Consider the following 24969-nt stretch of genomic DNA (forward strand, 5'->3'; position numbering starts at 1 on the left):
ATGTCAGACCGCGATATCCTCGTCACTGGGGGGGCAGGGTTCATCGGCTCGCATCTCGTCCGGCAACTGACCGACGCTGGCGCGAACGTGCTCGTCGCCGACAACTGCTTTTCGGGCACGCCGTCGCTCGTTCCGGCCGGCGCCCGTCTCGAAACTGTCGACATCAGAGACGAGGAGTTCGCGGACCTCATCCGCGCGTTCGAGCCCACCGACGTCGTCCATCTCGCTGCCCTCCACTACATTCCTTACTGTAACGCGAATCCCGAGGAGGCGTTCCAGGTTAACACCATGGGCACCCGCAAGCTCGTCAGCGCGGCCCGCGACCTCCCTGGCCTCGACACGATGGTCTTCGCCTCCTCGGCGGCCGTCTATCCGCCCCGCAAGGGCCCGAACAGCGAAGCCTCCGAAACCGGTCCGATGGACATCTACGGCGAGACCAAGCTGGTCGGGGAAGACCTGATGCGACTGTTCCACAGGGAGACAGGCGTGCCGACGGTGACGGCCCGGCTGTTCAACGTCTACGGCCCCAGCGAGACGAACGAACACCTGGTCCCCGCGGTCCTCGAGCAGGTCCGCCGCGGCAACCGGGAGATCGAACTCGGAAACTTGACGCCCAAGCGTGATTTCGTCCACGTCTCTGACGTGGCACGCGCGCTGAGGACGCTGCTAGCGGAGTTCGAGGGCGGCTACGGAACCTACAACGTGGGCACAGGCACCGAGTGGTCGGTCCGGGAGGTCGTCGAGCAGACCAGCGAGGCCCTCGGCGAGGAGATCGAGGTCGTTCAGGACGAGGACCGCGTCAGGGAGAGCGACCGGCCGCACCTCCAGGCCGACATCTCCCGCATCCGGGCTGACTTCGGCTGGGAGCCCGAGGTCGAGTTCGTCGCGGGCCTGCGCGACCTGCTCGAACAGGACGAGGAGGTGGTCGTCGCGTGACAGAGCGCAACGTCGTCATCGTGACCTACGACAGCCTCCGGGCGGACCACTGCGGGTACATGGGCTACGAGCGGGACACGACCCCCAATCTCGACGAGCTGGCCGAGGAGGGCGTCGGCTTCACGAACGCCATCTCGCCTGCCTCGCGGACGAACCCGTCGATGGCCGGGGTCTTTACCGGCGAGCCCATGGTTGCCAGAGACCGGGTTGCCGACCCGGACCACGCCCGCCGCCACCTCGCGCGCTACGGCACGCTCGCCGAGGAAGTCTCCGGCCGGGGGTACACGACCGGTGCGTTCAATCCGAACGCCTACGCGTCGCGCCACTACGGCTTCGACAGAGGCTTCGACCACTTCGAGGACTTCCTCTTTTCCAGCGACCAGTACCAGCAGGTCTTCCAGAAGCACCTCTCGGATTCCACGCTGTACACGCTGGTCCGGAACTTCAGGAATTACCTGCGACGCGAGGAGGCGTTCAAGACCTGGGATCGGTACATCGATGAGATCGAGGCGTGGTGTAAGGACCAGTCGGAGCCGTTCCTGCTGTGGGTTTTTTCGCTCGATACACACTTTCCGCATCTCACTCCCCGACAGCACCGGGAGTGGAGCAGCCTCTTCGAGCAGTACTACTACAACTGGCGGTGCAATCAGCTCATCGACGAGATGGACCCTGACCTCTCGGAGAAAGAGGTCCGGAAGATCGTCGACATCTACGACGATTCGGTCCGCTTCGGGGACGTGCTGCTCTACGAACTCCAGGAACGGCTGGCGGAGTTCGACCCCGTGTACGTGGTCTTTGGCGACCACGGCGAAGCGTTCGGCGAGCGGGATATATACGGGCACTTCTATCCCTCGCTGTACGAGGAGAACATCCACGTCCCGCTCGTTGTCTCGGAGGCCGTCGACGGGATCGACGACCACACCAAACCGCTCTCGCTCACGCAGGTCCCGTCGATCGTCTCCCAATTCACTGGCGGCGACGACCGGCCGGAGGTCGGTAACTGGGCCGTCGCGTCGGATTACGACGGGCGGACCGACCGGAATCTGATCGCAGTCCGAACTGAAGAAGCAAAGCAGATCGTTTCCTGGCAGGACGGACAAGTGGCCCGTGAGGAGACCTACGACCTGCGCGAGGCTACGCTCGAGGAGTCGCCCCTTCCGATAGACAGCTCGATTCACGAGACGCTGAGGCCACTCACGCAGCGGCGGTATAACCACGAAGAAGAGTTGCTGTCGATCACCTCAAGCGTCGCTGACGTAGCTTAGTCCCAACTTCGCGGAACGTCGACAGCCTCCTGAAGGCCTTCGACGCCGTCACCGCCGAGCACGACGCCACCCTGGGCATCATCGGCGACGGGCCCGAGGCAGAGCGCCTGCGCCGACAGGCCCGCCGGCTCGACCACGCCGACCAAGTCACCTTCCTCGGCTTCTTGGTGGAGTACGAGGCTGTCCTGGGCCACATGCGCGCCGCTAGCGTGTTCGCGTCGCCGTCGACCCGCGAGGGCTTCGGGATCACCTACGCCGAGGCGATGGCCGCCGGCTGTCTCGTCGTCGGCGCTGACCATCCCGACCCCGCCGCGGACGAGGTAGTCGGCGACGCGGGCTACCTGCCAGTGCCGACCCGCAAGGGCGTCGCCGCTGCACCCGACGCCGGGCTTTCCGGACAGGCCCCAACAGGCGATCCGCGAGAGCGAGCGCGACAGTTCGACTGGGGAAAGGTCACCGACCAGGCGGAGGAGGTCTCCGAACGGGCGAGGGCAACGTGAAGCTAACACCTGCTGGGATCCCCATTTGTGCAGACTGTCCTCGCCTGAGACTGTCGTTAGGAGAATCATCAACAACTCACCGCAAGGGTAGTGGAGGTGTCGGTGGACCCATTGCCTACCGTTTCGAAGGATGCCTCACAGCAGTATTTCAGTCCTTTCGTACCTTTCATTCCTATTACTTTTTACAATCCTCGCCGTACTCGTACACAGGCATGTCGATCGACCGGGACACCTTCGAGAACACGAGCGAGGAAGAACTCGCGGACCTCTCCGTCCCTGACCAGGTACTCGGGTTTCTCGTTGCCAACGATGACCGTGCTTTCAAAGCGCGCGAGGTCGCCTCCCAACTCGGTGCCGACGAGGGCGCAGTCAGTACCGCACTCTCGCGGCTGAAAGAGCGAGGGCTGGTCGAACACAAGGCGACGTACTGGGCGGTGACCGACGACGAAGACCGGCTCGAGGGGTACAGTGGCTACGAGCGGGCGACGGCACTGTTCAACGAGCGACTCGGAGCGGAAGACAAGGAATCGTGGCGTGAGCACGCACCCGGTGAATCTCATCCGAACGTGGAGAGCGAGCAGTGACTGACGAGGAAGAGTGCCCAGTCTTCGAGCGAGGGATGTCGTCTACGGTGATGATCCATTCAAGAGTGAAGAGAATGCCCGACCCTGGCTCGTTCTCTCGAACCACGAGGGGCGCCCGTTCCACGCCGAGCAGTACCTCGCGGTGACGTTGACTTCGCAATCTTGGATGGATGGGCTCGTCGACATCCCCGATGGAAGTTGGGTCTGTGGTGGGACACCCGAGGAGAGTCGGGTCGTCCCGTGGGGTATCCAGTCGATCGACCACGAAGACATCGACTTCTGGCAAGGCCGTTTGGAGAGCGATATCGTCGACGAGGCTGTTGCTGCCCTCGTCGAAGAACTTCGATAGCGGCTGTGCTACCAGGACAACCCCGGGTACTACCAGGAAGGGATCTCATCGGGCCTCAGGGCGGGCACAATCCCACGACGATTGATATTTCCCCGCCAGTCTCAACGAGGCCGAACCTGTGATCCAAACTCCGCGTTACTGGACGAGATCCCCGAAGCGGCACGGAAGTGAAAGCTACGGCCGTCAACTGCGATCCAAACACGGCCGTAGAGCCCGCAAGTAGAGGGAATTCGGAGTTTTGATCCCGGTTTTGGACCAGTTTCGTCCGCGAGAGTCAACTCTCGTAATAATCTTATTTTTGCCGAAGAGACCCCGGAGACGTGCTCAGCGCCCTGGTTTGAAATCTTGTCGCTCTGATGGTGGGCAGCCCACCGAGGTGGCTACCAGCAAACCGCAAGACGGCAACCGTGTTTGGATCCGAAGCCGGCCCGAAGTAACTCACAAATGACGAGCGACCTTTCACGTCGGACAGTCTTCCCACGTTCGGAATCGCCAGACGGAATCCGGTCACGTCTACATCCCCACAGCCGGGGGGCGGTTCCAAGACTACCGATCCAAACTCCGAATTAGCCACTACTTGCGGGCTCTGAGCGGAGTTTGGATCCCGGATTGAGTGGGTTTCCGACGATCAATGACCCGATAGCCGGTCCTTAGCCGGTCACGCGGAGTTTGGATCGAACGGTGTCCGACCCCGATTCAGCGAAAGGAGTAGTTTTCTCTATCCTAACAGCGTCAGGCAGAAGCGGTGTAGCCAGCGTCCTCGACCACGCGGACCACGTCGCCGATGTCAGCGTCGCCGTCGATCTCGACCTGCTGTGACTCGCGGTCGGCTGTGGCGCCATTGACGCCGCTCAGCTCACACACCGCCTCTTCGACGGTCTGTTCGCAGTGCTCACACGACATCCCCTCGACGGTGATTGTCGTCATATCGATATCTACGTCGGCCTCTTTTGCGGCTTTTCTTTCGATACTTCGGAAGCGATTGACGCTCGGTTTCGAACCCAAAATCTCGTTCCGAACGAGCGGAGTGTTCGTAACGATAAGCGCATTGAACGAGGACTCTGTAGGTATAGTTGAGCGCCAGTCATGGCCACTTCCCGATGGTGATCACGATGTCACAGACTGACCGACAGCTCGTCACGCTCGTGCTCGTCCTTTTCGGAGCGGTCCTGCTGTTGCCCGTGTTAGTGGGCGGGGCGATGGGATTCGGCCCCGCAATGACTGGGATGTGGGACGGCGGGGTCTGGGGAACCAGACAGTCGTCCTGGTGGATGACCCTGGCCGGTGTCGTCCTCCGGCTGGTGGCGCTCGCCGTCGTCATCGCCGTGGGCTATCTGTTCTACCACGCGTTGACTGACGAGGACGACTCCGACCAGGCTCTGGAAGATCTCCGTCTCGCCTACGCCCGGGGCGACCTCTCCGATGAGGGGTACGAAAGCCGACGCGAGAGACTTCAACGAGACATCTGACCAAACAAACCAAACCATGACCCAGCCCTCCTTCGCTGACCACAGGCGTGCCAGCCCGTCCCTGCCGCACTGGCTCGACCGGTACACCACTTACGCCCTCTACGGACTGGGTGCCGGAACGCTGCTGGCGGTCGTCGCGCTGTTCACGAACCCGGTGCCCGACCCCTCGTTTCCGTGGGCGACGCTTCCAGCGTCGCTGCGACTGCCAGTGACCCAGCCACGGGTCGAACACTGGCCGGTGACGTACACCCTCGGCATCTGGCTCTGGATTCTGGGGTTCCCGGCACTCTTCCTCGCAGGGTACCGCCGATACGGTGACCGCCTCCCGGGCGGGCCGACGGCGTGGCTCGCCGGCCTGCCGGTGCTCGCGATGCTCGCCTGGACCACCTACTGTCGGTTCTTCTGGCCGAAACTCGAGCCGGCGACGTGGAACGCCCCGTCGTACACGCTGGTCTGCTGGCTGTACTGCTCGTCGTACGACCCGCTCTGGAGCAACGCCGCGTACTTCGTTGCTGTACTGGGTGTCGGTGCGACGGTCGTCGCCGCCCGCCGGTTGAGCGTCGCCCCGTACGCGCTGGGCCTGTTCGGCGTCCTCGCGCTACCGCTGGGGCTGCCGGCCCTGTACGAAGGGTATCGATGTCACAGGACTGCCGGGGCTGCCGCCGACGGCGGTGAGACCTGACGGGACTCTAACTCGGCTCTATCGCTGGCCAGATTCCACCCGCCTCGAAGCCGCTCGCCCCCAGATTTACTGGGACGCCGAGTGTTGCCCACGACATGGCGCTTCGCTCAACGCCCGACCACCGGTTCGACCACCTCGAGGGGTACGACTACGAGCCACAGTACGTCACGGCGGTCGACGGCAACGCCGACATGGCCTACGTCGACGTTGGCAGCGGCGAGGAGACGTTTCTCTGCCTCCACGGCGAGCCCACGTGGGGGTACCTGTACCGGAAGATGATCCCCGAGCTCCGCACCGAGGGGCGGGTCGTGGTCCCCGACTTCGTCGGCTTCGGGCGGTCGGACAAGTACACGACCGTCGAGGAGTACAGCTTCGAGATGCACTACCAGTCCCTGGAGACCTTCGTCGAGGAACTGGACCTCCAGGAAGCGACGCTCATCTGCCAGGACTGGGGGTCGGTGCTCGGCCTGCCGCTCGCGGTCTCGGAGCAGCCCCACCGGTTCGACCGGGTCGTCGCAGCAAACGCGTTGCTGACCGACGGCGAGCGCGACACCACGCTCACCGACACCTGGTACGGCTTCAAGGAGATGGTGGAGGCGGCACGGGACCTCCCGCTGGCGACGTTCGACATCTCCGGCCTCATCGACTTCTCCTGCGAGGGGACGCTGTCACCGTCGGCCGCTCGTGCCTACGACGCTCCGTTCCCGGACGACGAGACCAAGGCCGGCGCCTACGCCTGGCCGCCGATGGTGCCCCAGGACCCCGACATGCCGGGCGCGGACCTCCACGCCGACCTGCTGGAGGACCTCGAGGAGTACGACAAGCCGTTCCTGACTGCGTTCTCGGACGCCGACGACGTGACGCGCCACTACCGCGACCAGTTGCGTGAACTGGTGCCGGGGGCCGACGACCAGCCCGACATCTGGATCGAGGACGCCGGCCACTTCCTGCAGGAGGAGGCCGGGGGAGAACTCGCGGAGTACGTCACCGATTTCGTCCGCCGGACGCGGGGCTGAGACCCTCTCACGGTGAGGGCTGTCTCGATACACCGCCCCGGACCCGGGGCGTCAGACACCGGTCCCCGCCCGCGGGGTGTTCACCGCCGCCCGAGCAGGAGGAGGGCAACAAGCACCGCCACAGCAGTCCCGAGAACGGTGAATCCTGGCGTGCCATCACCGGTCGTTTCGGCGGGGGGCGTCCCCGTTCGGGTCCGTGGCGTGATGGCGGACTCTCCCGAGCCGTCTGAGGTCGCTGACTGTGTCGCTGCCCTTCCCGTCTTGTCACCGGAGGGCGGAGGAGATGTAGTTCCCGGCCCCGAGTCAGTCGGTGGCTCCGGCGGACTCGTCGGCGTGACGGTCGTCGAGGGGGGCGTCACCGGTGACGAGACGCTCGTCGTCGGCGGAGGGACCTCGGTCCCGTCGCCTGCCCCCCGGTCACCGTTGTCGGTCGACGGCGGCGTGCTCGCGGCCCCCTCCCGGACCGTGAGCGAGCGCCCGTCGCTCTGGCCGAGGAGTTCCTGCCGGCCGAAGGCCTCCTCCTCGCCCTGGGCGATGCCGTAGAGGGTGTACTCGCCCGCATCGAGGCTGGAGGCGTCGACCGTCGCGACGTACCCCGACCCGGATGCTGAGGCTTCGACGGTGTTGACCTCCCCGTCGCCTGCGAGCACGGCCTGTACCTTCGCGGGCTCCGGCGGGACGGCGGTGTCCACGCGCGATACGTCGATAGCCACCTGGAACTGGTCGCCCTGCTCGACTTCCGAGGGCGCGTCGGCGGCGACCTCGTACCCGCTGACGAGCAGCGGCAGCACGTCCTGATAGACTCCGTCTGCGTACGGCGAGACTGCGTAGGAGCCCGGTTCGTACCCGGAGAGGTCGTAGGTGAAGGTGTCACTTCCATCACCGCGTTTCGAGGCTTCGATCCGCTCCTCGCTGTTACGGATGTGGAGTCGGTACACCTCTTCGGGGGCGTCGACGCTGACCGTCACCTGGTCACCGGCCCTCGCGCGGATCATCGAGTCGATGGTGTGAGACTGCTGCTGGACGTCGACGGTCCGCTCCGGGACGTCGATGGCCCTGTCCGAGGAGACCTGATAGCCACTCGCCGCGGTGAGGGCGGCGCTCAGACTGAGTGCCACAACGAGTACGACGAGGAGCCCGCGGGGACGCATAGCTCCACGTCCGGGGTCGCCTCCCAAGAAAGGTACGGATACCCGAGTCTTCGGGGGCACGTCTCCGACCCGAAGCCGCGAAGCCGGTAGCCGACCTGCCCGCCGGGTAAGTGTTGGATAAAGAGTTTTAATCTGCGCCTATCTTGTTCGACATAAATGTCTCTTGCTCGGGGGAGACGGGGTGTCCCCGCGTTGGTAGTCGCCCTGGTCGTGATCGTGTCAGTTCTCTCGTACGTTCCGGCCGCGGGAGCCACCGGCCACACCGACCCGCCACCGCAGGCGGACGTGTTCGAGGTGAGCGACAGCGTGTCGGCGTGGGACCGGGCGGTCCTCCCGCTCCGCGCCGACACAGCGAGCGCAGCCTACACGGTGCCGAACGCCGAGTGGCGGGTGGTCGATACAAGTGACAACGAGGCCAACCTGAACAAGGACCCGCTTGCGGTCTACGGTACAGATACGGAGATCACGTTCACCTTCGACGACAGTCTCGCGAACTACGCCGGATTCGCCGACGAGAACGTCGAGGTCGTCCGGGCCCGTATCGAGGAGTCTGGAGACGGGACCGTCCCGTCGTCGTTCTCCGACGCCCTCGACCAGGTGACCGCGTCCAACGCGAACGAAAACGCGACGTTCACCGAGGTCGACCCGTCGCTCGCCGTCGGTGGAGATGGGACAGTGCAGTTCTCGGACACGCCCAGCAAGAGCGGCCACTACCTCTACTTCGTCGCCGTTAACGAGACCGGCAAGGACGGCTTCACCGTCACGGACGGTGGGGTCGGCGTCGACGGTGAGGTCACGGTCGTCGGGATGGAGCAGGTCGTCGTCCGCAAGGGCTCAGGGTCAGTGACCCCACCCAGCTCGATCCAGCCCGGGGACAACGCGACCTTCGACGTCGACGCCGGAAGTAGCATCCAGGGAACCGACATCGAGCAGGCGGTCGTGCTCTACGACGAGGACAGATTCGTTGCCCAGTCGTTCGTCCACGAGATAGACGCGAGCGTCACCAGCGACTTCAACCTCAGCGAGGACAGCACCCTCTACTCCGATATCGACGAGGTCAACGGCGTGGGGCGAACGGCGGACCGGATCGGCGCGCTCGGGGTCGATTTCAGTGACGGCACGGTCTCGGGACCCACGAGTGTCGGGACCATCGTCGACTTCATCGGCGAGGAAGCAAGCACCGACCTGCCGGAAGTGAAGGACAATTCGGACGACCAGGACATCGTCCTCGACGGGTCGGCCACAGTCATCAACACGACCCATCGTGACACCGAAATCACCGTCGAGACGTTCGACAACTGGACGACTGGCGACTATCGGTTCGTCTACGTTGCTGTCGGCGAGGACAGCGGGGAGATGGTCACCGATACTGGGACAGTCACCATCGAACAGGAGAGCGACGACGAAGACGACAGCGACGGCGGTGGCGGACCGCCTCCCGGAGACGGCGGCACATCCCCGGGCGGTGGCGGCGCGCCCGGTGACGGCGACGACGGTGACGGGGAACCCGAGCCCCCGGACGACGGTGAGACCGAACCCCCACAACAGCCGGTGGTGATCGAGCCGCCGCTGACCAGAACGAACAACACGGTCACCGCGACGGTCCCCTCCGTGGCAGCGAACCAGTCCGTCGCACTCGACGTCTCGCTGTCGACCGCGACTGACCGCGGTGGGATCACCGTCGAGCGCCTGCAGGTCACACCCTCCACACCGGCCACGAACGTCACGACCCGGGTGACGACAGGGCAGGGGCCGCCGAGTGGCACGCCCGCACTCGACCGCGCGGCATCGGTGGGCTACGTGACCGCCGACCTCGAGAACGTCACCGACCCGGACACGACGCCCGGAACCTTCGAATTCACCGTCTCACAGTCGCTTCTCGACGAGACGGATGTCGAGCCCGAAGACATCGTGATGTACCGCTTCACCGGCGGCGAGTACGTCCCGGTCGAGACGGACTACATGGGTGGCAACCGATTCCAGGCGACCACGCCAGGGTTCTCGACGTTCGCCGTCGGTGCCCCGCCGGCACCCGCGGCCGACCTGCGGGTGACAGAAGCCTCTCTCGGTGCGGCGACCGTCACCGCCGGGGACAGCGTCGACCTCTCGGTGACGGTTCAGAACGCGGGCGGGGCCGACGGAACGGCCACGTTCGAGGTCACAGCCGACGGGGAAGTTCTGGCGACCCCCGAAATCTCGGTGCCGGCAAACGCAACCGAAACGGCGACAGTGCCGGTCGCAATCGACACCGCCGGCGACTACGAGGTCGCGATCAACGGGACAACGGCGGGGACGCTCACCGTCGAGTCGCTGACTCCGACGACGCCGTCGACCGGGCCGGGCAATCCCGGTCAGGGCACCGCCGGCCCGGGGACGGCGACGCCACCGGGAGACTCGGACGGTCAGGACGGCTTCGGCGGGCTCGGGCTGGTGGTGCTCGTCCTGGTCATCCTCGGCCTCCTCGCGACAGGGGTGTGGTATGACCGCCGGACGGAGTAGCTCCCCCGACCCCGTCGTCACCCTTTGCCGGCACCGCGTGCCTGCACGCCGGCTCGGCCGCTCTGTGGGGGCCACGACTCGGTGGGATGTGGTACCCGCGCCCGAGCGGTGCAGTGCCGGTCACGAGCACCCATGACTGCGAGCAAGACCGACGAGAAGACGGCCACGGTCGGGGAGACGGTCGTCTCGGGTGACGACCTCGTCCGCGAGTACACCCGCGGTCAGGGACGGTTCACGAGCGACGGACCCACCGTCCGGGCACTCGACGGTGTCTCGGTGTCCGTCGCGCGCGGCGAGGTAGTCGGGGCCGCCGGCCCGAGCGGGAGCGGAAAATCGACGCTCCTGCACCTGCTCGCAGGGCTCGACACGCCCACCTCGGGGACTGTCCGACTCGCCGGCGAGGACGTCGGCGAGCTCGGAGCGCGGGGTCGTGCCCGGCTCCGGCTGGACCACGTCGGGGTCGTCTTCCAGCGCTTTCACCTCCTGCCGGCGCTGTCCGCGCGGGCGAACGTGGCGCTCCCGCTGGTCGAACAGGGGCTTGGGAAGAGCACGCGACGCGAGCGAGCGGAGGCCCGCCTCGAGGAGGTCGGGCTCGATGACCGCGTGAGACACAAACCCGGGCAGCTCTCCGGCGGCGAACAGCAACGCGTCGCCATCGCCCGGGCGCTTGTGACTGAACCGGATTTGCTCGTCGCGGACGAACCGACCGGCGAACTCGACGCAGCCACGAGCGACACGGTCCTCTCGGCGCTCGAGGCGGTCGCCGACGAGCGCGCGGTCGTCGTCGCGTCACACGACGAGCAAGCACTCGACGTCTGCGACCGGGTGCTCCACCTCCGGGACGGAACGCTCCGCGAGGACGACTGAGATGCCCGGGAACCGGCTCGTGGCACTGGTGGGCCTCGGCGCACGCCGGATCGTCGGCCGGGTCCGGATCGCCCCACAGCGAGTCCTCCTGTGCGTGCTGGGTGTCGGGCTGGCGGTTGGGTTGATGGTCGCCGTCACCGGTATCTCCCTGGGGCTGGCCTCCCAGACGGTCATCGAGGGGGACGACGTCGACTACTGGGTCGTTCCGAAAGGCGCGGACGTGCAGTCGCTCGCAGTCTCGACCGGTGGGGTCCAGCTCGGCGGGGTGCACGGGGCGAGCGAGCGCCTCGCGGCCGACCCGCGGGTCGAGTACGCGACACCGGTCCTGCTCGAACTGCTGCCGGTGCGGGACGCGACCACCGGCGAGCAGACGTACGTCCTCGCCGTCGGCGTCGTCGCGCGCCAAGAGGGGACGGTGCTGGGGCTACCGACGGACCCGCTCGCTCCCGGGGACCCCCACTACGCGAACGGGAGTTACGACGGGCCCTGGACCGGGGATGTCGTGCTCAACGAAGCCGCTGCGACGCTCACCAACGCCTCCACGGGTGCCCGCCTCGACCTCGTCCGGGGTGGAGCCAACCGGTCGCTGACCGTCTCCGGTGTCGGGTCCGGCGAGACGACTACCGGTGTCGGCACGCCCCCTCTCGCGCTCGTGCACCTGAGCGAACTCCAGTCGCTCACCGGCGCGACCGAGGGCGACCTGGCCGACCAGGTGCTGGTCAGCACCGACGACCGGGGGGTCAGAGAGCGGGTGGAGCGTGTCTACCCGCGGACGACCGTCGTGACGCGGAGCGGGCTCGCCGCCCAGCAGGTGACGGCGTCGAACCTGCCGCTGGCCGTCGCCGTCGCCGCCCTGGTCTCGGCTGTCGTCGTCGGGGTGCTCTTCGTGACGACGCTGATGGGACTGGAGGTGAACGCGGACCGCCGCCACCTCGGGACGCTGGCCGCGCTCGGCCTCGGCCGGCGGTCGCGGTCGCTCCTGGTCGCCGCCGAGACCGTCACTGTCTCGCTGCTCGGTGGCGTCGTCGGGGTCGTCCTGGGGTTGCTGGCCATCCTCGCCATGAACTTCCTCGGGGGCGCGACGTCCGGGGTCGGCGCCGTCGCCAGGTTCGACCCGCTCCTGCTGGGGTACGCCCTGGCGGTGGCCGCGGTCATCGGGCTGCTCGGGGCACTGTACCCCATCCTGCTGAGCCGGCGGACCGACCCGCTCGAGGTGGTCGCGCGGTGACCCGACCGGTACGCGGGGTGCTACCGCGGTGAGCCGGCTGGCGCGGGTGCGGGCGCTGGCGGGTATCACCGGCGCACAGCTGTGGCACGACCGGACGCGGACGGTCCTCGCGGTCCTCGGGGTCGCGATGGCCGTGCTCGCCTCGGTCCTGCTGGTGAGTGTCGGGGCCGGCGTCGTCGAGACCGGCCAGCAGAAGTTCGACCAGTCCGGCCGGGACCTGTGGGTCACCGGCGGCCCCGTCCAGCTCCGCCCCGGCTCTGTCGGTGGCTTTCAGAACTCGCTGGTCGGGGCACACGACCTCGCGGATTCAATCGAGAACCACGAGGCCGTCTCGACGGCCGTACCGATGACCTTCCAGACGGTGTACGCGAGTGCCAACACCTCCGAATTCCGGACGGTCGTGGCCGTGGGCGCGCCCGCACGGGGCCCTTCGGTCACGATCACCGAGGGGCGGCCGTTCCAGTACCGCGACGTTCACTACGGCGACGGTAACTACTCGGGGCCAATGACCTACGAGGCCGTCCTCAACGAGCGGGCGGCCGACCTGCTCGGCGTGTCGGTCAACGACACCGTCCACGTCGGTGGCACGCTCGCAGCGGCCCGGCAACACGAGTTCCGCGTGGTGGGCATCTCACCCACCTACTCCCGGTTCGTCGGGGCGCCGACCGCCACGCTCCATCTCAGCGAACTCCAGGAGCTCGTCGGCACGACAGCGAGCGACCGCGCGACCTTCATTTCCGTCCGGCTCACGGACGGGGCGTCGGTGACGGCGGTCGAACGGGACCTCGCGACCCGGTATCCGGAGTACACGGTGCGGACGAACCGCGACCAGCTCGAGGCGACGCTGCAGGACCAGGCGGTCGTCCTCGTCAGCGGCGCCAGCCTGGTCGCGCTCGCTGTCCTCGCGGGCGTGCTGTTGCTTCTGAACCTCCAGCTCTCCTTCGTCACCCGCCACCGGGAGCGCTTCGGCGCGGTCAAAGCCACCGGCGTGTCCGGCACCTCACTGCTGGTCCTGGTCGGGTGCAACGCGGTCTGTATCGGGTTACTGGGCGGGGTGGTCGGGGTGGCGCTGGCCGTCCCGAGCCTCTGGGGCGTCAACTACGTCGCCGAGGCAGTGACGGGCTTTCAGGGGCTCGTCACCGTCTCCCCGGCCATCCTGCTCGGGGGGCTCGGCCTGGCCGTCGCCGTGAGCTGTCTCGGCGGGATCGTCGCCGGCGTCTACCTGGCGCGGATGCGCGTCCTCCCGGCGCTGCGCTCGGAGTGACCGGGCGCTCAGAACCGTCCGGGACGGTACGCGTCCAGGTCGACCTCCGGGTCCCGGCCGGCGAGGAGGTCCGCGACCAGCTTCCCCGTATAGGGCCCTAGCTGGAGTCCGGTCGCGCCGTGTCCCGTCGCGAGAAACGCCCCATCGACGCCCGGGACCGCCCCCACGAGCGGGAGGCCGTCGGCGGCGACCGGCCGGAGTCCGGCCCTGAGGTCGCGAACGCGGGCGTCGTCCAGCCCCGGCGCCAGCGCCCGAGCCGTCCCGAGCAGTTCGTGGACGCCCGCGACCGTCGTGTCGGCGCGGTAGCCGACCTCTTCGTCGGTCGCGCCGATGGCCACCCGCCCGCCGTCCCAGGGGACGAGATACCGGTGGCCGAAGCCCGTCACGACCGGCCAACCGCCGGTGTCGGCCTCCGTCTCCACGTGGACGATCTGTCCCCGGACCGGATCGACGGGCACGTCCAGGCCGAGCTGGTCGGCGAAGGCCGGCGACCACGCGCCGCCGGCGAGGACGACGGTGTCGGCCGCCAGTTCCCCACTGGTGGTCTCGACGCCGGTCACAGTCCCACCCGCGGTCCGGAGGCGCTCGACGGCGCCGTCGCGGACGTCGAGCCCGTGGGTTCGTCCCGCGGCCCGGAGTGCCGCCTCGAACTGTTTGCCGTCCACGCGGGCGCCGCGCTCGTAGTACAGCGCGCGCTCGGGCGTCGCCAGCGGCGGCACTCGCTCGACTGCTTTCTCGGGTGCGAGTTCCGTGACCGTCCCCCCGGCGGGGTAGCCCATCGTCGCCTGCCGCTCGCGCAGGCGCCGCTCGACTTCCTCGAAGGTGCCGACCGCGTCGTCGTCCATCGCGACGGCCAACAGTCCACACTGGGTGTACCCGGTCTCCTCAACCCCCGTCTCGCGGAGTTCGTCGACCAGGTGGGGGTAGTACTGGACGGCCGGCGCGGCCAGCCGGAACCACTCGTCGGAGGCGTTGCGGCTGCTGGTCGGCGGGGAGAGGATCCCCGCGCCAGCGTCGGTCGCCCGGCCCGGGTCCCTGCGGTCAACGAGGACCGTCCCGTGCCCGTCGCGGGCCAGGTGGTAGGCGACCGCCGAGCCGACGATGCCACCGCCGACCACGACTGCGTCGGTCATACGCCCCGTTTGCCGCTCCGGGGTTGTCAGTCCCGGGGCCTGGCCGGTCGGGGACAGTCACCCGGCCGACCGGCTGCCGGGACGACGCCTTCACACGTCGGACCGCGCGCCCGAGCCTGAACCACCCACTGAGGTCCGGTCTTAACAACCCACTCACAAAATGAGCGTTGAGAGGATCGAGGCGGGAATATAGGTATCCGCTCGTACGTCCCCGGATGTGCCGGTTCTGGCCCTGTATCACTCAAATCTGATTTTGAAACGCCCGCGACAAATTATCAAATTTACGATATATTTATGGGGTGCGAGCGGGACCGTCCAGACGCCATGACAGCGACAACCGACGCAAACGCGGACGCCGAACGTCTCGAAGAGTACGTGAACAGCCTCGCCGGCACGCACGGTATCTCGGGGTACACGACCACACCCGACGGGACGGTCGTGTACGCCGCGTACGCGGACGGCGGCTACGACCTGCGGACCGAAACGGAGTGGCTCACCGACGCCGACGGCGACGTCACGTCCCCGGAGTGGCTGGACGGGCGAGAGACACTGCTCGCCCTCCGGGACGTCGACGGAAACGAGCAGTTCGACCTGCTCGAGGTCGACCCCGAGACCGGCGAGGTCACTCCCTTCCTCGACGACGAGTACATGAACGTCAAGGCCCGACAGCACCCGACCGACCCGGACCGGGTCGCGTTCGTCTCCAACCGCGACCGGTCGCTGGACCTGTACACGCTGGACCTCGCGGACGGGACCGTCACGCGCCGTTCGGAGGCGGCGGAGCCGGTCCTGGGGTACGCGTGGTCGCCCGACGGCGACCGCCTCGTCTACCAGGCCGGCACCTTCGAGGAGTCGGCGCTGCGGGTCGTCAGCCTCGAGCTGGACCGGGACGACGTCTTCGTCGACGAGCCCGACTCAGAGCAGTCCATCGCCTTCACCGACGACGGCGCCGGCGCCTGGTCCGAGGCGGGCGTGGTCTTCACGACCAACCACCGGACCGGCTACCGCGAGCTCGCGGTCGCCGCCGGCGACGGCGAGTACGACCTCCGCTACGTCAACAACCGCGACAAGTACGACCCGCAGTGGACCGACGACGGGGGGATCGCCTTCCTCGAAGCCCGGGGAGGCAACCGCGAGCTGCGCGTCCTCGAGGACGGCGACGTGACGGCTGTCGAGCGGACCGGGATGAACATGGACGTGAAGACGACCGACGGCGAGGTCTACTACAAGCACTGGAGCCCGGCGACGGCTGGCGACCTCCGGCGGAAGGGAGAGCGAAAAGGAGAGACCGTGGTCGACACGGGACAGGTCGACATCCAGACGGTCGCGCCCGAGGAACTGACCTACGAATCCTTCGACGGCCAGGACGTCGCGGCCCGGCTCTACCGGCCGGCAGGGGATCCAGTCGGCGGGCTGGTCAAGGCCCACGGCGGTCCGGAAGCCCAGCACTACAACCGGCTGGACATGGTGACCCAGACGCTCGTCCACGCCGGCTTCGAGGTGCTGGCGCCGGACTTCCGGGGCAGTCTGGGCTACGGACGCGCGTTCCGGAAAGCCAGCGACGGCGACCTGGGCGGGGACGACCTCACGGACGTGGTCGCCGGCGCGGAGTACCTCCGCGGCCGGGGTCGCGAGCGGGTCGGGCTGCTGGGTGGCTCCTACGGCGGGTACATGACGCTGATGGGTGTCGGCGCGACCGACGCCTTCGACGCCGGCGCCAGCGTCTGTGGCGTCGTCAACTGGGCGACGGCCGTCGAGAACGCCCGGGCCTACCTGGGCGACGTGCTGATGCGCAAGCTCGGCGGCACGCCCGAGGAGAAACCCGACCTCTACGAGGAGCGGTCGCCGGTCACCTACACCGACGACATCGACGTGCCGCTTTTGGTCGTCCAGGGGGCGAACGACCCGCGCGTCCCACAGAGCGAGGCCGAACAGCTCGTCGACTCGCTGGCCGAGCGTGACGTCGACCACGAGTACCTGCTCTTCGAGGACGAGGGTCACGGCGTCGTCAAGACAGAGAACCGCGTCGAGTACATCACCCGCACCGTCGAGTTCTTCGAGGACCATCTCTGAGCCACCGACAATGACAACACCTTCCACCAACCACGCAGAACGGCGCTCACACAGTGACGACGCGAACGGCGCGCACGACGACAATGACCCTGCAGCGCACCGGCCGATGACGGTCGGGGAGATCCAGAACGCCTACGCCGACTACGCGGACCGCCTGGGCCGGTTCGAGTGGGCCGACCGGCTGGTCGCGGGCCGGTACCGCCGGGCCCGGTTCGGGGACGTCTCCGGCCGGGTGCTCGATGTCGCCTGCGGGACCGGGCCGAACTTCCGGTATCTCCCCGAGACGGTCGACCTCGTCGGGGTCGACATCAGCCCGGAGATGCTCGACAACGCCGCGGACCGCCTCGCGGACCTCGAGGTCGACGGCACGCTCGAGCGGATGGACGCTCAGGACCTGGCGTTCGACGACGACAGCTTCGACGCCGTGATTTCGGCGCTGTCGACCTGTACGTTCCCCGACCCTGTCGCCGCGCTCCGGGAGATGGAGCGCGTCTGCAAACCCTCGGGGACCATCCGGCTCGTCGAACACGGCAAGAGCGACGTCGGCCCGGTCGCGCGCTTCCAGGAGTGGCGCGAGGACGCCCACTACGCGAAGATGGGGTGTCGCTGGACTCAGGAGCCCCACGAGGTCGTCGCCGAGGCCGGTCTGTCGGTGCGGGACAGCTCCACCGGCCTGCTCGGGATGGTCACGACCTTCGAGATCGACCCCGCGTGAGGCCGCCCCCGGAGGGACTCCCCCGCCAGGGGTCGCCCCGGGATTTCATTACCGACGGGGCCGACCCGCCGGCATGGACACCGAGCGGACGGCGGCCGAGGTGTTCGGGCTGCTCTCCGACGAGACTCGCCTCGACATCCTCCGGACGGTGGCGGAGGCACAGAACGAGGACCACAGGACGGGCGTCGCCGAACTCTCCTTCTCGGAGGTCTACGACCGGGTCGATGTCGACGGGACCTCCAAGCTGTCCTACCATCTCGGCGAGCTGACGGGTACGTTCCTCCGCAAGCACGACGAAGGGTACGCCTTCAGCCACGCCGGCGAGCAGATGGTCCGGTTCATCCTGGCGGAGAACTACCGCCAGCCGCCCGACATCGGGCCGGTCGAGGCCGACGGGACCTGCCTGCGCTGTGGCGAGCCCGGCCTGGAGGCGGTCCTCCAGGACCAGTACTTCGTGCTCCGGTGCCCGGACTGTGAGCGGCCGACCTTCACGTACCGGGTCACGCCGGCGCAGGCGCGCAGCCACGCCGAGGCCGACCTGGTCGAGGCCGTGACCTGGGAGCTGGCCGGCGACCTGCTCAAGACGCGCCAGGGGGTCTGCCCGGACTGTGCCGGCCGGCTCGACACCGACGTGATCGACCTGGACGACGTGCCGAGCGGGGAGACGGTGCCGACGTCGTTCGCGGCTGCGAGTGAGTGTCGGGAGTGTCTGCGGTATCTCGGGCTGCCGCTGTCACACGCCGCCGCCTACCACCCGGAGTCGGTCGCCTTCCACTGGGAGCACGGTATCGACATCGCGGGCACCGGCCTGTGGGAGTTTCACGACCGCCTCCACGACGGCCGGTGGACTACCGACCGCGTCGACACCGACCCGGACGAGTACCGCGTCGAGCTCGAACAGGAATCCGCGACGCTGCGGCTCTACCTCGACGACGAGGCGACCGTCACCCGGACCGAGCGCGTCCGGAGCAGGGACCAGCGCGGTCGCCGGTCCTGAGTGTTCGCGGACAGCCCGGCAACACAAACCTGAACACGGAGCTGCCGACACTCCACCGTCCTGTGGGTTCCAGTTCACGTGCTGAATGCTGGGCGCGTATTTCCTAGAACACACGAGGGACATGTCTTCTGCGCCCCCGGCGGACACAACAGGTAGTGAACTACCCCTGCCTACTCACTCGCGGCGTAGCCGCTCGTTCCTTGAGGCAGGGGCTTCCTGCCAGCGGCCGCACTGCATGGAGGACGACCCCGATATATGATAACACCCTGGGGCTAACTCGGTCACGTATGGACGCCGAGCGCGGATTCCAGCTCGTATTGCTTGCCATTGCCGTGGTGCTGGTGTTCCTGCTATTGCGTCCATTTCTGTCCGTCATACTGGGAGCGATTCTGTTAGCGTACTTGCTCTCAGCGCCCTACGATTGGCTGGCCCCTCGTGTCGGCGAACGGATCGCTGCTATATCGCTGATCCTTGCTACACTTTCAACACTTCTCGTTCCGGTTGTCCTGCTTACGTCCTTTGTTTTCCAGGGAGTCAATGAACTGCAACGGGCGATCGGTCAGGGAGATACGGTCACCGAAGTTGACGGAGTGCGGGCGCTATTGGAGGAGGTTTTCGGTATCCAAATTGAAGAGGGAATGTCGGCGGTGGAGCTTCTTCGTCAGGGCGACGTGCTCGAGCTGGCACAGAGCGCCGTCGGTACGTTCGGCGGCATCTCCGAGGTGTTCGTCCATCTGACGGTACTGCTGTTCACCTGGTATTACCTGATGAAAGACGGTGACAGGCTGCTCTCGTGGATGGGCAACGTGGCGCCGATGCCCGAGGAGACGCAGACACGCCTCGTAACCAGAGTGAACGAGCTGATGTATTTCGTCGTGGTCGGTAACTTCGCTGTCGCGGTGGTCGACGGGCTTCTGGTAGCGCTGGGGTTGTTGGTCTTGGGGTTCGACAATGTCATTTTCTGGGCGTTCGTTTCGGTCTTCCTTGCGCTGATCCCGCTCGTTGGGTCGATGTTGGTCTGGGTGCCCGCGGCGACCTACCTCGTCATCCTCGGCAACGTGACGGCCGGCATCGGTCTCTTCATCTACGGGTTTCTCGTCGTGGGGTCCGTTGATAACGTTCTCCGGCCGTTTCTCGGAGCGCCAGAGATCGGACTCGATCCGGGTCTCTTCGTCATCGGAGTCCTAGCCGGACTCTCGCTTTTCGGCGCCGTTGGTATCTTCTACGGCCCGGTCCTACTGGTGCTCGCAAAAGCCGTGACCGAGATAGTCGGTCGGGATCTCCAGTAAAAGGATCTGGACAGTTTATCAGCAGGTCGATATCTGCAGTTCAAGAGACAGGGCGCACATTCAGCGGAGAGTGCCCAATACCCTATTGAGGTAGGAGGACGGACGAACCGAGTAATGGCTGATCTCCTGATTCACGACGCGACTGTCGTCACGGTGAATCGAGAGAATCAGATACTGAAGAGCGGTTCTATTCGGGTGACGGACGGAACTATTTTGTCGGTCGAACCGACTGAACCCGCAGACCGAGACTCAACCGCGAGTCACGTGATCGATGCCAGTGGCAAGATCGTGGTCCCTGGCCTTATCGACGCCCACCGACACACCGATTTCACGCTCGTCCAGGGTTTGTTCAGCGATCTTGATGGCGGTGAACTGCTGAAAGAGGCCTTTGCGTTGTATCACACCGCCGAACCGACGCTGGGAGAATCATTCTTCGACGCGGCGTGGCAACTCGCCTGCCTGCGTCAGCTTACCCACGGCGTCACGACGGTCAACGCGATGGACTTCACGCCGGAACTCGGGGCGGAAGCCATCGGAGAGTCGGGCTTACGCGGCGTGATCGGCCCAGAACTTGCAGATTTCGTTAATCCCGCCTCCGCGTCCGAACAGCTCGCGGATGCCCGTCGATTCATCGAAACCTACCACGATACCTACGATGGGCGAGTTACCGCGAGTATCGCACCGGGCGGTGAAGCCGGCTGTTCGCGGGAACTATGGGAGGGTGTGGCTGAACTGCGAGCCGACTATCCCGACTTGCGCCTCCACACTCACCTATACGACTCGGCTGAGGCAGATACGATGGCCGCCGGAAGCGGCTTCAGCGACCCGCTCGACCTGCTTGACCGATACGGCCTCCTTGATGAACGAACGCTACTAACTCACCTACTGCATGCAAACAGGGAGGACGCGCGACGGATCGCGGACGCCGGCGCACACGTCCTGCACTGTCCAACGGTGTACAGTTATTTCCAGGCCGGGGATCGAACCTGGTTCCCGCTCCCTGCGCTCCGCGAATTCGGCGCGAACGTCGTCATCGGCCTGGACGACCCGTTCTGGTTCGATTGCTGGGACCTCATCCAAGAAGCCAAACACGCCCGTCTGTTGTCGAACTTCGCGTACGGTGCCCAGCAGTGGTCCTCGTATGACCTGCTCAAAATGCTTACCATCGAAGCCGCACGCGCACTCGGGCTCGACGACCAGATCGGGAGTCTCGAACCCGGGAAACGCGCTGACTTCGTCGTCATCGATGCCGATACTCCCCGCCACCAGCCATACAGCAACCTCCCGTCGGTGCTGATGAACTCGGTGACTGCAGGAGACATCGAGACGGTCGTTGTTAACGGTGAGATTCTGATGCAGGAGCGGGCGGTCCAATCGATGGATGTCAGGAGCGTTCGCACAGCCGCCACACGAGAGCGGGAACGACTTCAAACCGAAACCGGCTGGGAAACTTCACTCGCTGGCAGTACACCACCAGACAAATCGATACTCCGACGCGTGTCTGCACGACCGCTGTTACGTGCGGTGCAACAATATGGCCGCGGCGTTGCCAACCAACACCTTGGATGATCGAACGCAGGCCTATCTATCGGCTACTCCGGTGGCGACGCACTGGGATAACCAATCGCCGTCTGCGGAATGCGTCCCCTGTATGGGTCAGGGCGTATTGACAGAAGCGGAGACGTGTTCGAAGGCGCCGATGAGTACAGGGGGTGTATCGGTCACAGGATGGAGCGTCTCTCACGAAACGTTTTCCGGCTGTTTCTCCTACGTCAGATATGTCCACGACTGTGGCGACTCCGGATGCGGACGAACTTTGCGCGTACTGCGACTCCCGAATTTTCGACCACGACCCGATCTGTGTCCGTGATTGTGACGACGGCTGCGGTTCCCCCCAGTACTTCTGTAACTACGCGTGTCTCGCGGCATACATCGAGGAAAACAGCCTGACGACAGGGAATGCGTGTACGTGGAACCCCGAGGGAAGCAACTGCTGCTAATCGGCTGTATCGCTTACAGAGATTGCTGACTAATGCTCGCTATTCAGCAGCTCCACCGTATCAGTTGGGTAGAACTTAGGAAACGAAAGACAGCGTGGACCCGCAGCCCTCAGTCGTCGGCGATGGCGACGCCGTCGGTCGCAGCGTCGGCGTCGACTGACGCCGGACCGTAGCGGGCCCAGAGGGCGAGCATGCTCGGGAGGACGAACACCGCCACGACGAAGGACGTGACCATGGCGAGCACGACCAGCGTCCCGAAGCTCTGGAACTGCGGGTGGGGGTGGAGCAACAGCGCGCTGAACGCGCCCGCAGAGGTGAGCGTGCTCCCGAGCAGCGCCCCGCCGGTGCCGGTGGTCGCTTCGACCAGGGCGTCGTGGACCGACCGCCCGCGCTCGCGCTCGTGGACGAACCGGTCGCTGACGTGGATGTTGTAGTCGATGCCCACGCCGATGACGAGACTCAACAGGAGGGCCGTCAGAAGCGTCAGCGGGACCTCGAACAGCCACATGCCCCCGACGACCAGCGCCGTCACCAACGTGACCGGCACGGCCGTCACCGCGCCCAGCGAGGCGCTGCCGGCGACGAGGCGGTAGACGAGCGTGAGGAGAACGCCGACAGCCCCCAGCGCCAGGACCAGCGTCATCAGGATGCTGTCGGCGGTCTGTGAGAGGCCGGCCTCCTGGAGGGTGGCGCTGCCGGCGGCGGTCGCCGAGACGCCGTCGTGTCCGTCCGCAGCGGCCGCCAGGCTGTGCATGCCGTCGGCCTGGACGGTGATGGTCGCGTCCGGCTGGACCGGGACGACCACCCGCAGCGAGCGGTATTCGGCGCCGGCCGCGTCCCCGTCGCCGGCAGTCCCGGCCCGGTCGATGACCTGGCTGGCCCGATCGGGGGCGGCCGCGTACAGCGCGTCGTAGACGCCCTCGAGGTTCCGGTCGGGGACGCCGTCGTCGTCGGTGTCCGCGGCGGCGAGCGTCTCCGCGAACGCGGGGTCCTCCTCGGCGACCGCCGCCATCACGGTCAGCGGCGAGGTCACGGGGGTAGCGCCGCTGCCGCTCTGCTGGTAGACGACCGCGGTTTCGCTGGCAGTCTCGTGAACGGCCTGGACTGCCTCCAGCGCGGCCGGGTCGGTCACTGCCCCCTCGACGAGTACGTTCGACCGGCTCCGGGCGTCCTCGTCGGCCGCCCGGTAGTGGTCGGCGACGTAGGCCCGTTCGTTCGCCTCCTCGGCGACCTCCCAGGCCAGCGGCCCGGGCAGGTCCTGCTTCCACTCCGCGACGCCGCCGTCGCCCTGCTGGACGGACTGCCTGTCGAGGTCGGCCCAGGCGACCGCCCCGGCCGCTCCGACGACCAGCGCGAGGACGACCACGACCGGCGCAGCGCGCCTCGCGAGGCTGGCCCCGCGGCGCAGCACTCCCTCGAGCCACCCGGTCTTGCCCAGCGGGGCCTTGCGGCGGTCGAGACCGACCCGTTCGAGGAGGCCGTCGACCGTGACTTTGAGTGCGGGCACCAGCGTCACCGAGACGACGAACGTGGAGACCACACCCAGCGAGATGGCTACGCCGAGCTGTCTGATGACCGCGAGTTCGTTCGCGGTGTTAGAGAGAAATCCGACCACCGCCGTCAGCGTCACCAGCCCCAGCGCGGCAACGAGCGAGGTGAGCCCGCGAGCCATCGGGTCGTGGATACTCTCGTCCTGACTGCGCTCTTCGCGGTAGCGCATGAACACGTGCAGGCCGTAGTCGACGCTCAGCCCGACGATGAGGACCGGGCCGATTATCAGCGACATGCCGGCCGGGATCCCCAGCCAGCCGAGGATCCCGAACATCCACAGCACGGAGAGGACGACCCCGGTGAAGCCGACCAGGATGTCGACCAGGTCCCGGTAGGAGAAGGCCAGCACCAGGAGGATGAGCAACAGGGCGACCGGCACGACGAGACCCATCGTGTTCCCCATGTACTGGGCGTTAGCTTCAGCACTCGCGTGTTCGCCGGCGGTGAAGTACTCGGGGCTCTGGCGCTGGTCCGCGGTTTCGTAGAGGACGGCAGTCGCCGCCGACCGGTCACCGGTCTCGGCGAAGCGGAACACCATCCGGTGGCTCTCGGCGCTCGCCGTCCCGGGTTCGTAGCCCTCGGGGAGTAACTCCAGCGCCGGCGACCCCTCCGTCAGCGTTTGCTCGACGAGGCGCTCGACCTCGGACGCGCTCGCGGCCTCCAGCGCGGCGGTCTGTTCCTCGAGTCCCGCACCTGGGTCGCCCGCAGCGCGGACGGCGACCAGGTTCGCGACGCCGACGACTTCGCGGTCGCCCAGCGCAGCCGCGACCGATTCGTTCTCCCGGACCGCCTGCTGGAAGCGCAGCGAGTCGAGCAGTGCTGCCTTCGAGAGGGCGTTGTCCTCGGCGCGAACGTAGACGGCCGCCGACTCCGTGTCGGTGCCGTTCTGCCCGCCGCCGGGCCCGTAGTTGTCCTGGATGTACGTCAGCGTCTCGGCGACCTCGGTGTCGCCGGCGGCCCCGGTCGCGTCGGCCTCGCTGGTCAACTGTAGCTGGCTCGCGCCCGCGACCACGCCGCCGGAGAGGACCAGCAACAGGAGCAGCGTCACCAGGTTGTGCTCGGTGACGAAATCGAAGACGCTCCGCAGCGGGTCGTTCATCGCTCGTCCCTCCTCGACGGGTGAGGGGTGTGATGGTCTGCGTACGATACCTCCGGGGACCGTTCGGTGCGTCTCATCTGTCGCGTCACCTACCCGGAACGTCGGCGGATAGCTACATAAATATTATCGAATATTTGATAAATTAACAGGGCTATTTCAAAATCGGTATTGAGCGGCTCGCCGGGTTTTTGAGGCCACGAGCGCGCTATCGAGTGAGATGGATGCAGATCCGGGCGAGCCGCTCAACGCCGATTTTGAAAGTAATATGTTACTTCGCTCGCGCGGCGGACCAGTCCGCTCAG

21 protein-coding genes and 1 pseudogene are annotated in these 24969 nt (G+C 66.6%); 18 read left to right on the forward strand and 4 right to left on the reverse strand.

The features are described from left to right. From GN153_RS04445 to GN153_RS04465, 5 genes and pseudogenes are all read left to right on the forward strand, one after another. Nucleotides 1-936: an NAD-dependent epimerase/dehydratase family protein gene (locus GN153_RS04445; protein WP_159900236.1), complete on the forward strand. Its 936-nt coding sequence runs from the start codon at nt 1-3 to the stop codon at nt 934-936. Then, nucleotides 933-2201 carry a sulfatase-like hydrolase/transferase gene (locus GN153_RS04450; RefSeq protein ID WP_159900238.1) on the forward strand — a complete coding sequence of 423 codons (1269 nt, stop codon included), beginning with the start codon at nt 933-935 and terminating at the stop codon, nt 2199-2201. The genes GN153_RS04445 and GN153_RS04450 overlap by 4 nt, the downstream gene beginning before the upstream one ends. 29 nt (nt 2202-2230) lie before the next feature. After that, nucleotides 2231-2701 carry a glycosyltransferase gene (locus tag GN153_RS04455; protein WP_159902178.1) on the forward strand — a complete coding sequence of 157 codons (471 nt, stop codon included), beginning with the start codon at nt 2231-2233 and terminating at the stop codon, nt 2699-2701. Nucleotides 2702-2913: 212 nt separating this feature from the next. Beyond that, nucleotides 2914-3285: a MarR family transcriptional regulator gene (locus tag GN153_RS04460; protein ID WP_159900240.1), complete on the forward strand. Its 372-nt coding sequence runs from the start codon at nt 2914-2916 to the stop codon at nt 3283-3285. Beyond that, nucleotides 3282-3634: pseudogene (locus GN153_RS04465) on the forward strand (type II toxin-antitoxin system PemK/MazF family toxin). Before GN153_RS04460 ends, GN153_RS04465 begins: the two are co-directional and overlap by 4 nt. A gap of 732 nt (nt 3635-4366) precedes the next feature. Here the strand turns inward: GN153_RS04465 and GN153_RS04470 are convergent. Continuing rightward, complete coding sequence (locus tag GN153_RS04470; protein WP_159900242.1) at nt 4367-4561, reverse strand: heavy-metal-associated domain-containing protein; 195 nt, start codon at nt 4559-4561, stop codon at nt 4367-4369. A gap of 185 nt (nt 4562-4746) precedes the next feature. Between GN153_RS04470 and GN153_RS04475 the strand changes: the two genes are divergently transcribed. The 3 genes from GN153_RS04475 (at nt 4747) to GN153_RS04485 (ending at nt 6801) form a co-directional block, all read left to right on the forward strand. Then, a complete protein-coding gene (locus GN153_RS04475; RefSeq protein ID WP_159900244.1) occupies nt 4747-5103 on the forward strand; it encodes an SHOCT domain-containing protein in 357 nt (118 codons plus the stop codon). 16 nt (nt 5104-5119) lie between these two features. Continuing rightward, entirely contained in the window at nt 5120-5785 is a 666-nt protein-coding gene (locus GN153_RS04480; protein WP_159900246.1) for a hypothetical protein, read from the forward strand. Nucleotides 5786-5880: 95 nt separating this feature from the next. Next, nucleotides 5881-6801, forward strand: coding sequence for a haloalkane dehalogenase (locus tag GN153_RS04485; RefSeq protein WP_159900248.1), 921 nt, complete (start codon nt 5881-5883; stop codon nt 6799-6801). An 80-nt stretch (nt 6802-6881) separates the two neighbouring features. On the opposite strand, the gene GN153_RS04490 is transcribed toward GN153_RS04485, so the two are convergent. After that, on the reverse strand, nt 6882-7952 hold the full coding sequence (locus GN153_RS04490) for a hypothetical protein (RefSeq protein ID WP_159900250.1): 1071 nt from the start codon (nt 7950-7952) through the stop codon (nt 6882-6884). Between the two features lie 156 nt (nt 7953-8108). Between GN153_RS04490 and GN153_RS04495 the strand changes: the two genes are divergently transcribed. The 4 genes from GN153_RS04495 (at nt 8109) to GN153_RS04510 (ending at nt 13810) form a co-directional block, all read left to right on the forward strand. Then, nucleotides 8109-10451, forward strand: a complete 2343-nt coding sequence (locus GN153_RS04495) for a PGF-pre-PGF domain-containing protein (RefSeq protein ID WP_159900252.1) — start codon at nt 8109-8111, stop codon at nt 10449-10451. 132 nt (nt 10452-10583) lie between these two features. Continuing rightward, a complete protein-coding gene (locus tag GN153_RS04500) occupies nt 10584-11318 on the forward strand; it encodes an ABC transporter ATP-binding protein (RefSeq protein WP_159900254.1) in 735 nt (244 codons plus the stop codon). Nucleotide 11319: 1 nt separating this feature from the next. After that, complete coding sequence (locus GN153_RS04505; protein WP_159900256.1) at nt 11320-12546, forward strand: FtsX-like permease family protein; 1227 nt, start codon at nt 11320-11322, stop codon at nt 12544-12546. A 28-nt stretch (nt 12547-12574) separates the two neighbouring features. Beyond that, entirely contained in the window at nt 12575-13810 is a 1236-nt protein-coding gene (locus GN153_RS04510) for an ABC transporter permease (RefSeq protein WP_159900258.1), read from the forward strand. 8 nt (nt 13811-13818) lie between these two features. On the opposite strand, the gene GN153_RS04515 is transcribed toward GN153_RS04510, so the two are convergent. Continuing rightward, nucleotides 13819-14943 (reverse strand): NAD(P)/FAD-dependent oxidoreductase, encoded by a 1125-nt coding sequence (locus tag GN153_RS04515; RefSeq protein WP_159900260.1) that lies wholly within the window; start codon nt 14941-14943, stop codon nt 13819-13821. A 324-nt stretch (nt 14944-15267) separates the two neighbouring features. Here GN153_RS04515 and GN153_RS04520 point away from each other — a divergent pair, with 324 nt between their 5' ends. The 6 genes from GN153_RS04520 to GN153_RS17650 all read left to right on the forward strand — a co-directional run bounded on the left by GN153_RS04520 (nt 15268) and on the right by GN153_RS17650 (nt 22017). Then, nucleotides 15268-17016 carry a S9 family peptidase gene (locus GN153_RS04520; RefSeq protein ID WP_159900262.1) on the forward strand — a complete coding sequence of 583 codons (1749 nt, stop codon included), beginning with the start codon at nt 15268-15270 and terminating at the stop codon, nt 17014-17016. Between the two features lie 10 nt (nt 17017-17026). Continuing rightward, nucleotides 17027-17731: a class I SAM-dependent methyltransferase gene (locus GN153_RS04525; protein WP_236544752.1), complete on the forward strand. Its 705-nt coding sequence runs from the start codon at nt 17027-17029 to the stop codon at nt 17729-17731. Nucleotides 17732-17804: 73 nt separating this feature from the next. After that, complete coding sequence (locus GN153_RS04530; protein WP_159900264.1) at nt 17805-18728, forward strand: ArsR/SmtB family transcription factor; 924 nt, start codon at nt 17805-17807, stop codon at nt 18726-18728. A gap of 287 nt (nt 18729-19015) precedes the next feature. Continuing rightward, nucleotides 19016-20017 (forward strand): AI-2E family transporter, encoded by a 1002-nt coding sequence (locus GN153_RS04535; protein ID WP_159900266.1) that lies wholly within the window; start codon nt 19016-19018, stop codon nt 20015-20017. A 114-nt stretch (nt 20018-20131) separates the two neighbouring features. Beyond that, on the forward strand, nt 20132-21586 hold the full coding sequence (locus GN153_RS04540) for an amidohydrolase family protein (RefSeq protein WP_159900268.1): 1455 nt from the start codon (nt 20132-20134) through the stop codon (nt 21584-21586). Nucleotides 21587-21795: 209 nt separating this feature from the next. Beyond that, a complete protein-coding gene (locus GN153_RS17650; RefSeq protein ID WP_159900270.1) occupies nt 21796-22017 on the forward strand; it encodes a hypothetical protein in 222 nt (73 codons plus the stop codon). A gap of 109 nt (nt 22018-22126) precedes the next feature. Here GN153_RS17650 and GN153_RS04550 read toward each other — a convergent pair whose 3' ends face one another. Beyond that, nucleotides 22127-24667: an efflux RND transporter permease subunit gene (locus GN153_RS04550; RefSeq protein ID WP_159900272.1), complete on the reverse strand. Its 2541-nt coding sequence runs from the start codon at nt 24665-24667 to the stop codon at nt 22127-22129. Nucleotides 24668-24969: the final 302 nt, after the last annotated feature.

Origin of the sequence: Salinirussus salinus, from assembly GCF_009831455.1 — an archaeon.
In the GTDB taxonomy this organism is placed as follows: domain Archaea; phylum Halobacteriota; class Halobacteria; order Halobacteriales; family Haloarculaceae; genus Salinirussus; species Salinirussus salinus.

What these genes read in the sequence shown, in the direction of transcription:
- GN153_RS04445 (WP_159900236.1), top strand. Translation starts at nt 1, where the DNA reads ATGTCAGACCGCGATATCCTCGTCACTGGGGGGGCAGGGTTCATCGGC.
- GN153_RS04460 (WP_159900240.1), top strand. Translation starts at nt 2,914, where the DNA reads ATGTCGATCGACCGGGACACCTTCGAGAACACGAGCGAGGAAGAACTC.
- GN153_RS04470 (WP_159900242.1), bottom strand. Translation starts at nt 4,561, where the DNA reads ATGACGACAATCACCGTCGAGGGGATGTCGTGTGAGCACTGCGAACAG.
- GN153_RS04475 (WP_159900244.1), top strand. Translation starts at nt 4,747, where the DNA reads ATGTCACAGACTGACCGACAGCTCGTCACGCTCGTGCTCGTCCTTTTC.
- GN153_RS04480 (WP_159900246.1), top strand. Translation starts at nt 5,120, where the DNA reads ATGACCCAGCCCTCCTTCGCTGACCACAGGCGTGCCAGCCCGTCCCTG.
- GN153_RS04485 (WP_159900248.1), top strand. Translation starts at nt 5,881, where the DNA reads ATGGCGCTTCGCTCAACGCCCGACCACCGGTTCGACCACCTCGAGGGG.
- GN153_RS04490 (WP_159900250.1), bottom strand. Translation starts at nt 7,952, where the DNA reads ATGCGTCCCCGCGGGCTCCTCGTCGTACTCGTTGTGGCACTCAGTCTG.
- GN153_RS04495 (WP_159900252.1), top strand. Translation starts at nt 8,109, where the DNA reads ATGTCTCTTGCTCGGGGGAGACGGGGTGTCCCCGCGTTGGTAGTCGCC.
- GN153_RS04500 (WP_159900254.1), top strand. Translation starts at nt 10,584, where the DNA reads ATGACTGCGAGCAAGACCGACGAGAAGACGGCCACGGTCGGGGAGACG.
- GN153_RS04505 (WP_159900256.1), top strand. Translation starts at nt 11,320, where the DNA reads ATGCCCGGGAACCGGCTCGTGGCACTGGTGGGCCTCGGCGCACGCCGG.
- GN153_RS04515 (WP_159900260.1), bottom strand. Translation starts at nt 14,943, where the DNA reads ATGACCGACGCAGTCGTGGTCGGCGGTGGCATCGTCGGCTCGGCGGTC.
- GN153_RS04520 (WP_159900262.1), top strand. Translation starts at nt 15,268, where the DNA reads ATGACAGCGACAACCGACGCAAACGCGGACGCCGAACGTCTCGAAGAG.
- GN153_RS04525 (WP_236544752.1), top strand. Translation starts at nt 17,027, where the DNA reads ATGACAACACCTTCCACCAACCACGCAGAACGGCGCTCACACAGTGAC.
- GN153_RS04530 (WP_159900264.1), top strand. Translation starts at nt 17,805, where the DNA reads ATGGACACCGAGCGGACGGCGGCCGAGGTGTTCGGGCTGCTCTCCGAC.
- GN153_RS04535 (WP_159900266.1), top strand. Translation starts at nt 19,016, where the DNA reads ATGGACGCCGAGCGCGGATTCCAGCTCGTATTGCTTGCCATTGCCGTG.
- GN153_RS04540 (WP_159900268.1), top strand. Translation starts at nt 20,132, where the DNA reads ATGGCTGATCTCCTGATTCACGACGCGACTGTCGTCACGGTGAATCGA.
- GN153_RS17650 (WP_159900270.1), top strand. Translation starts at nt 21,796, where the DNA reads ATGTCCACGACTGTGGCGACTCCGGATGCGGACGAACTTTGCGCGTAC.
- GN153_RS04550 (WP_159900272.1), bottom strand. Translation starts at nt 24,667, where the DNA reads ATGAACGACCCGCTGCGGAGCGTCTTCGATTTCGTCACCGAGCACAAC.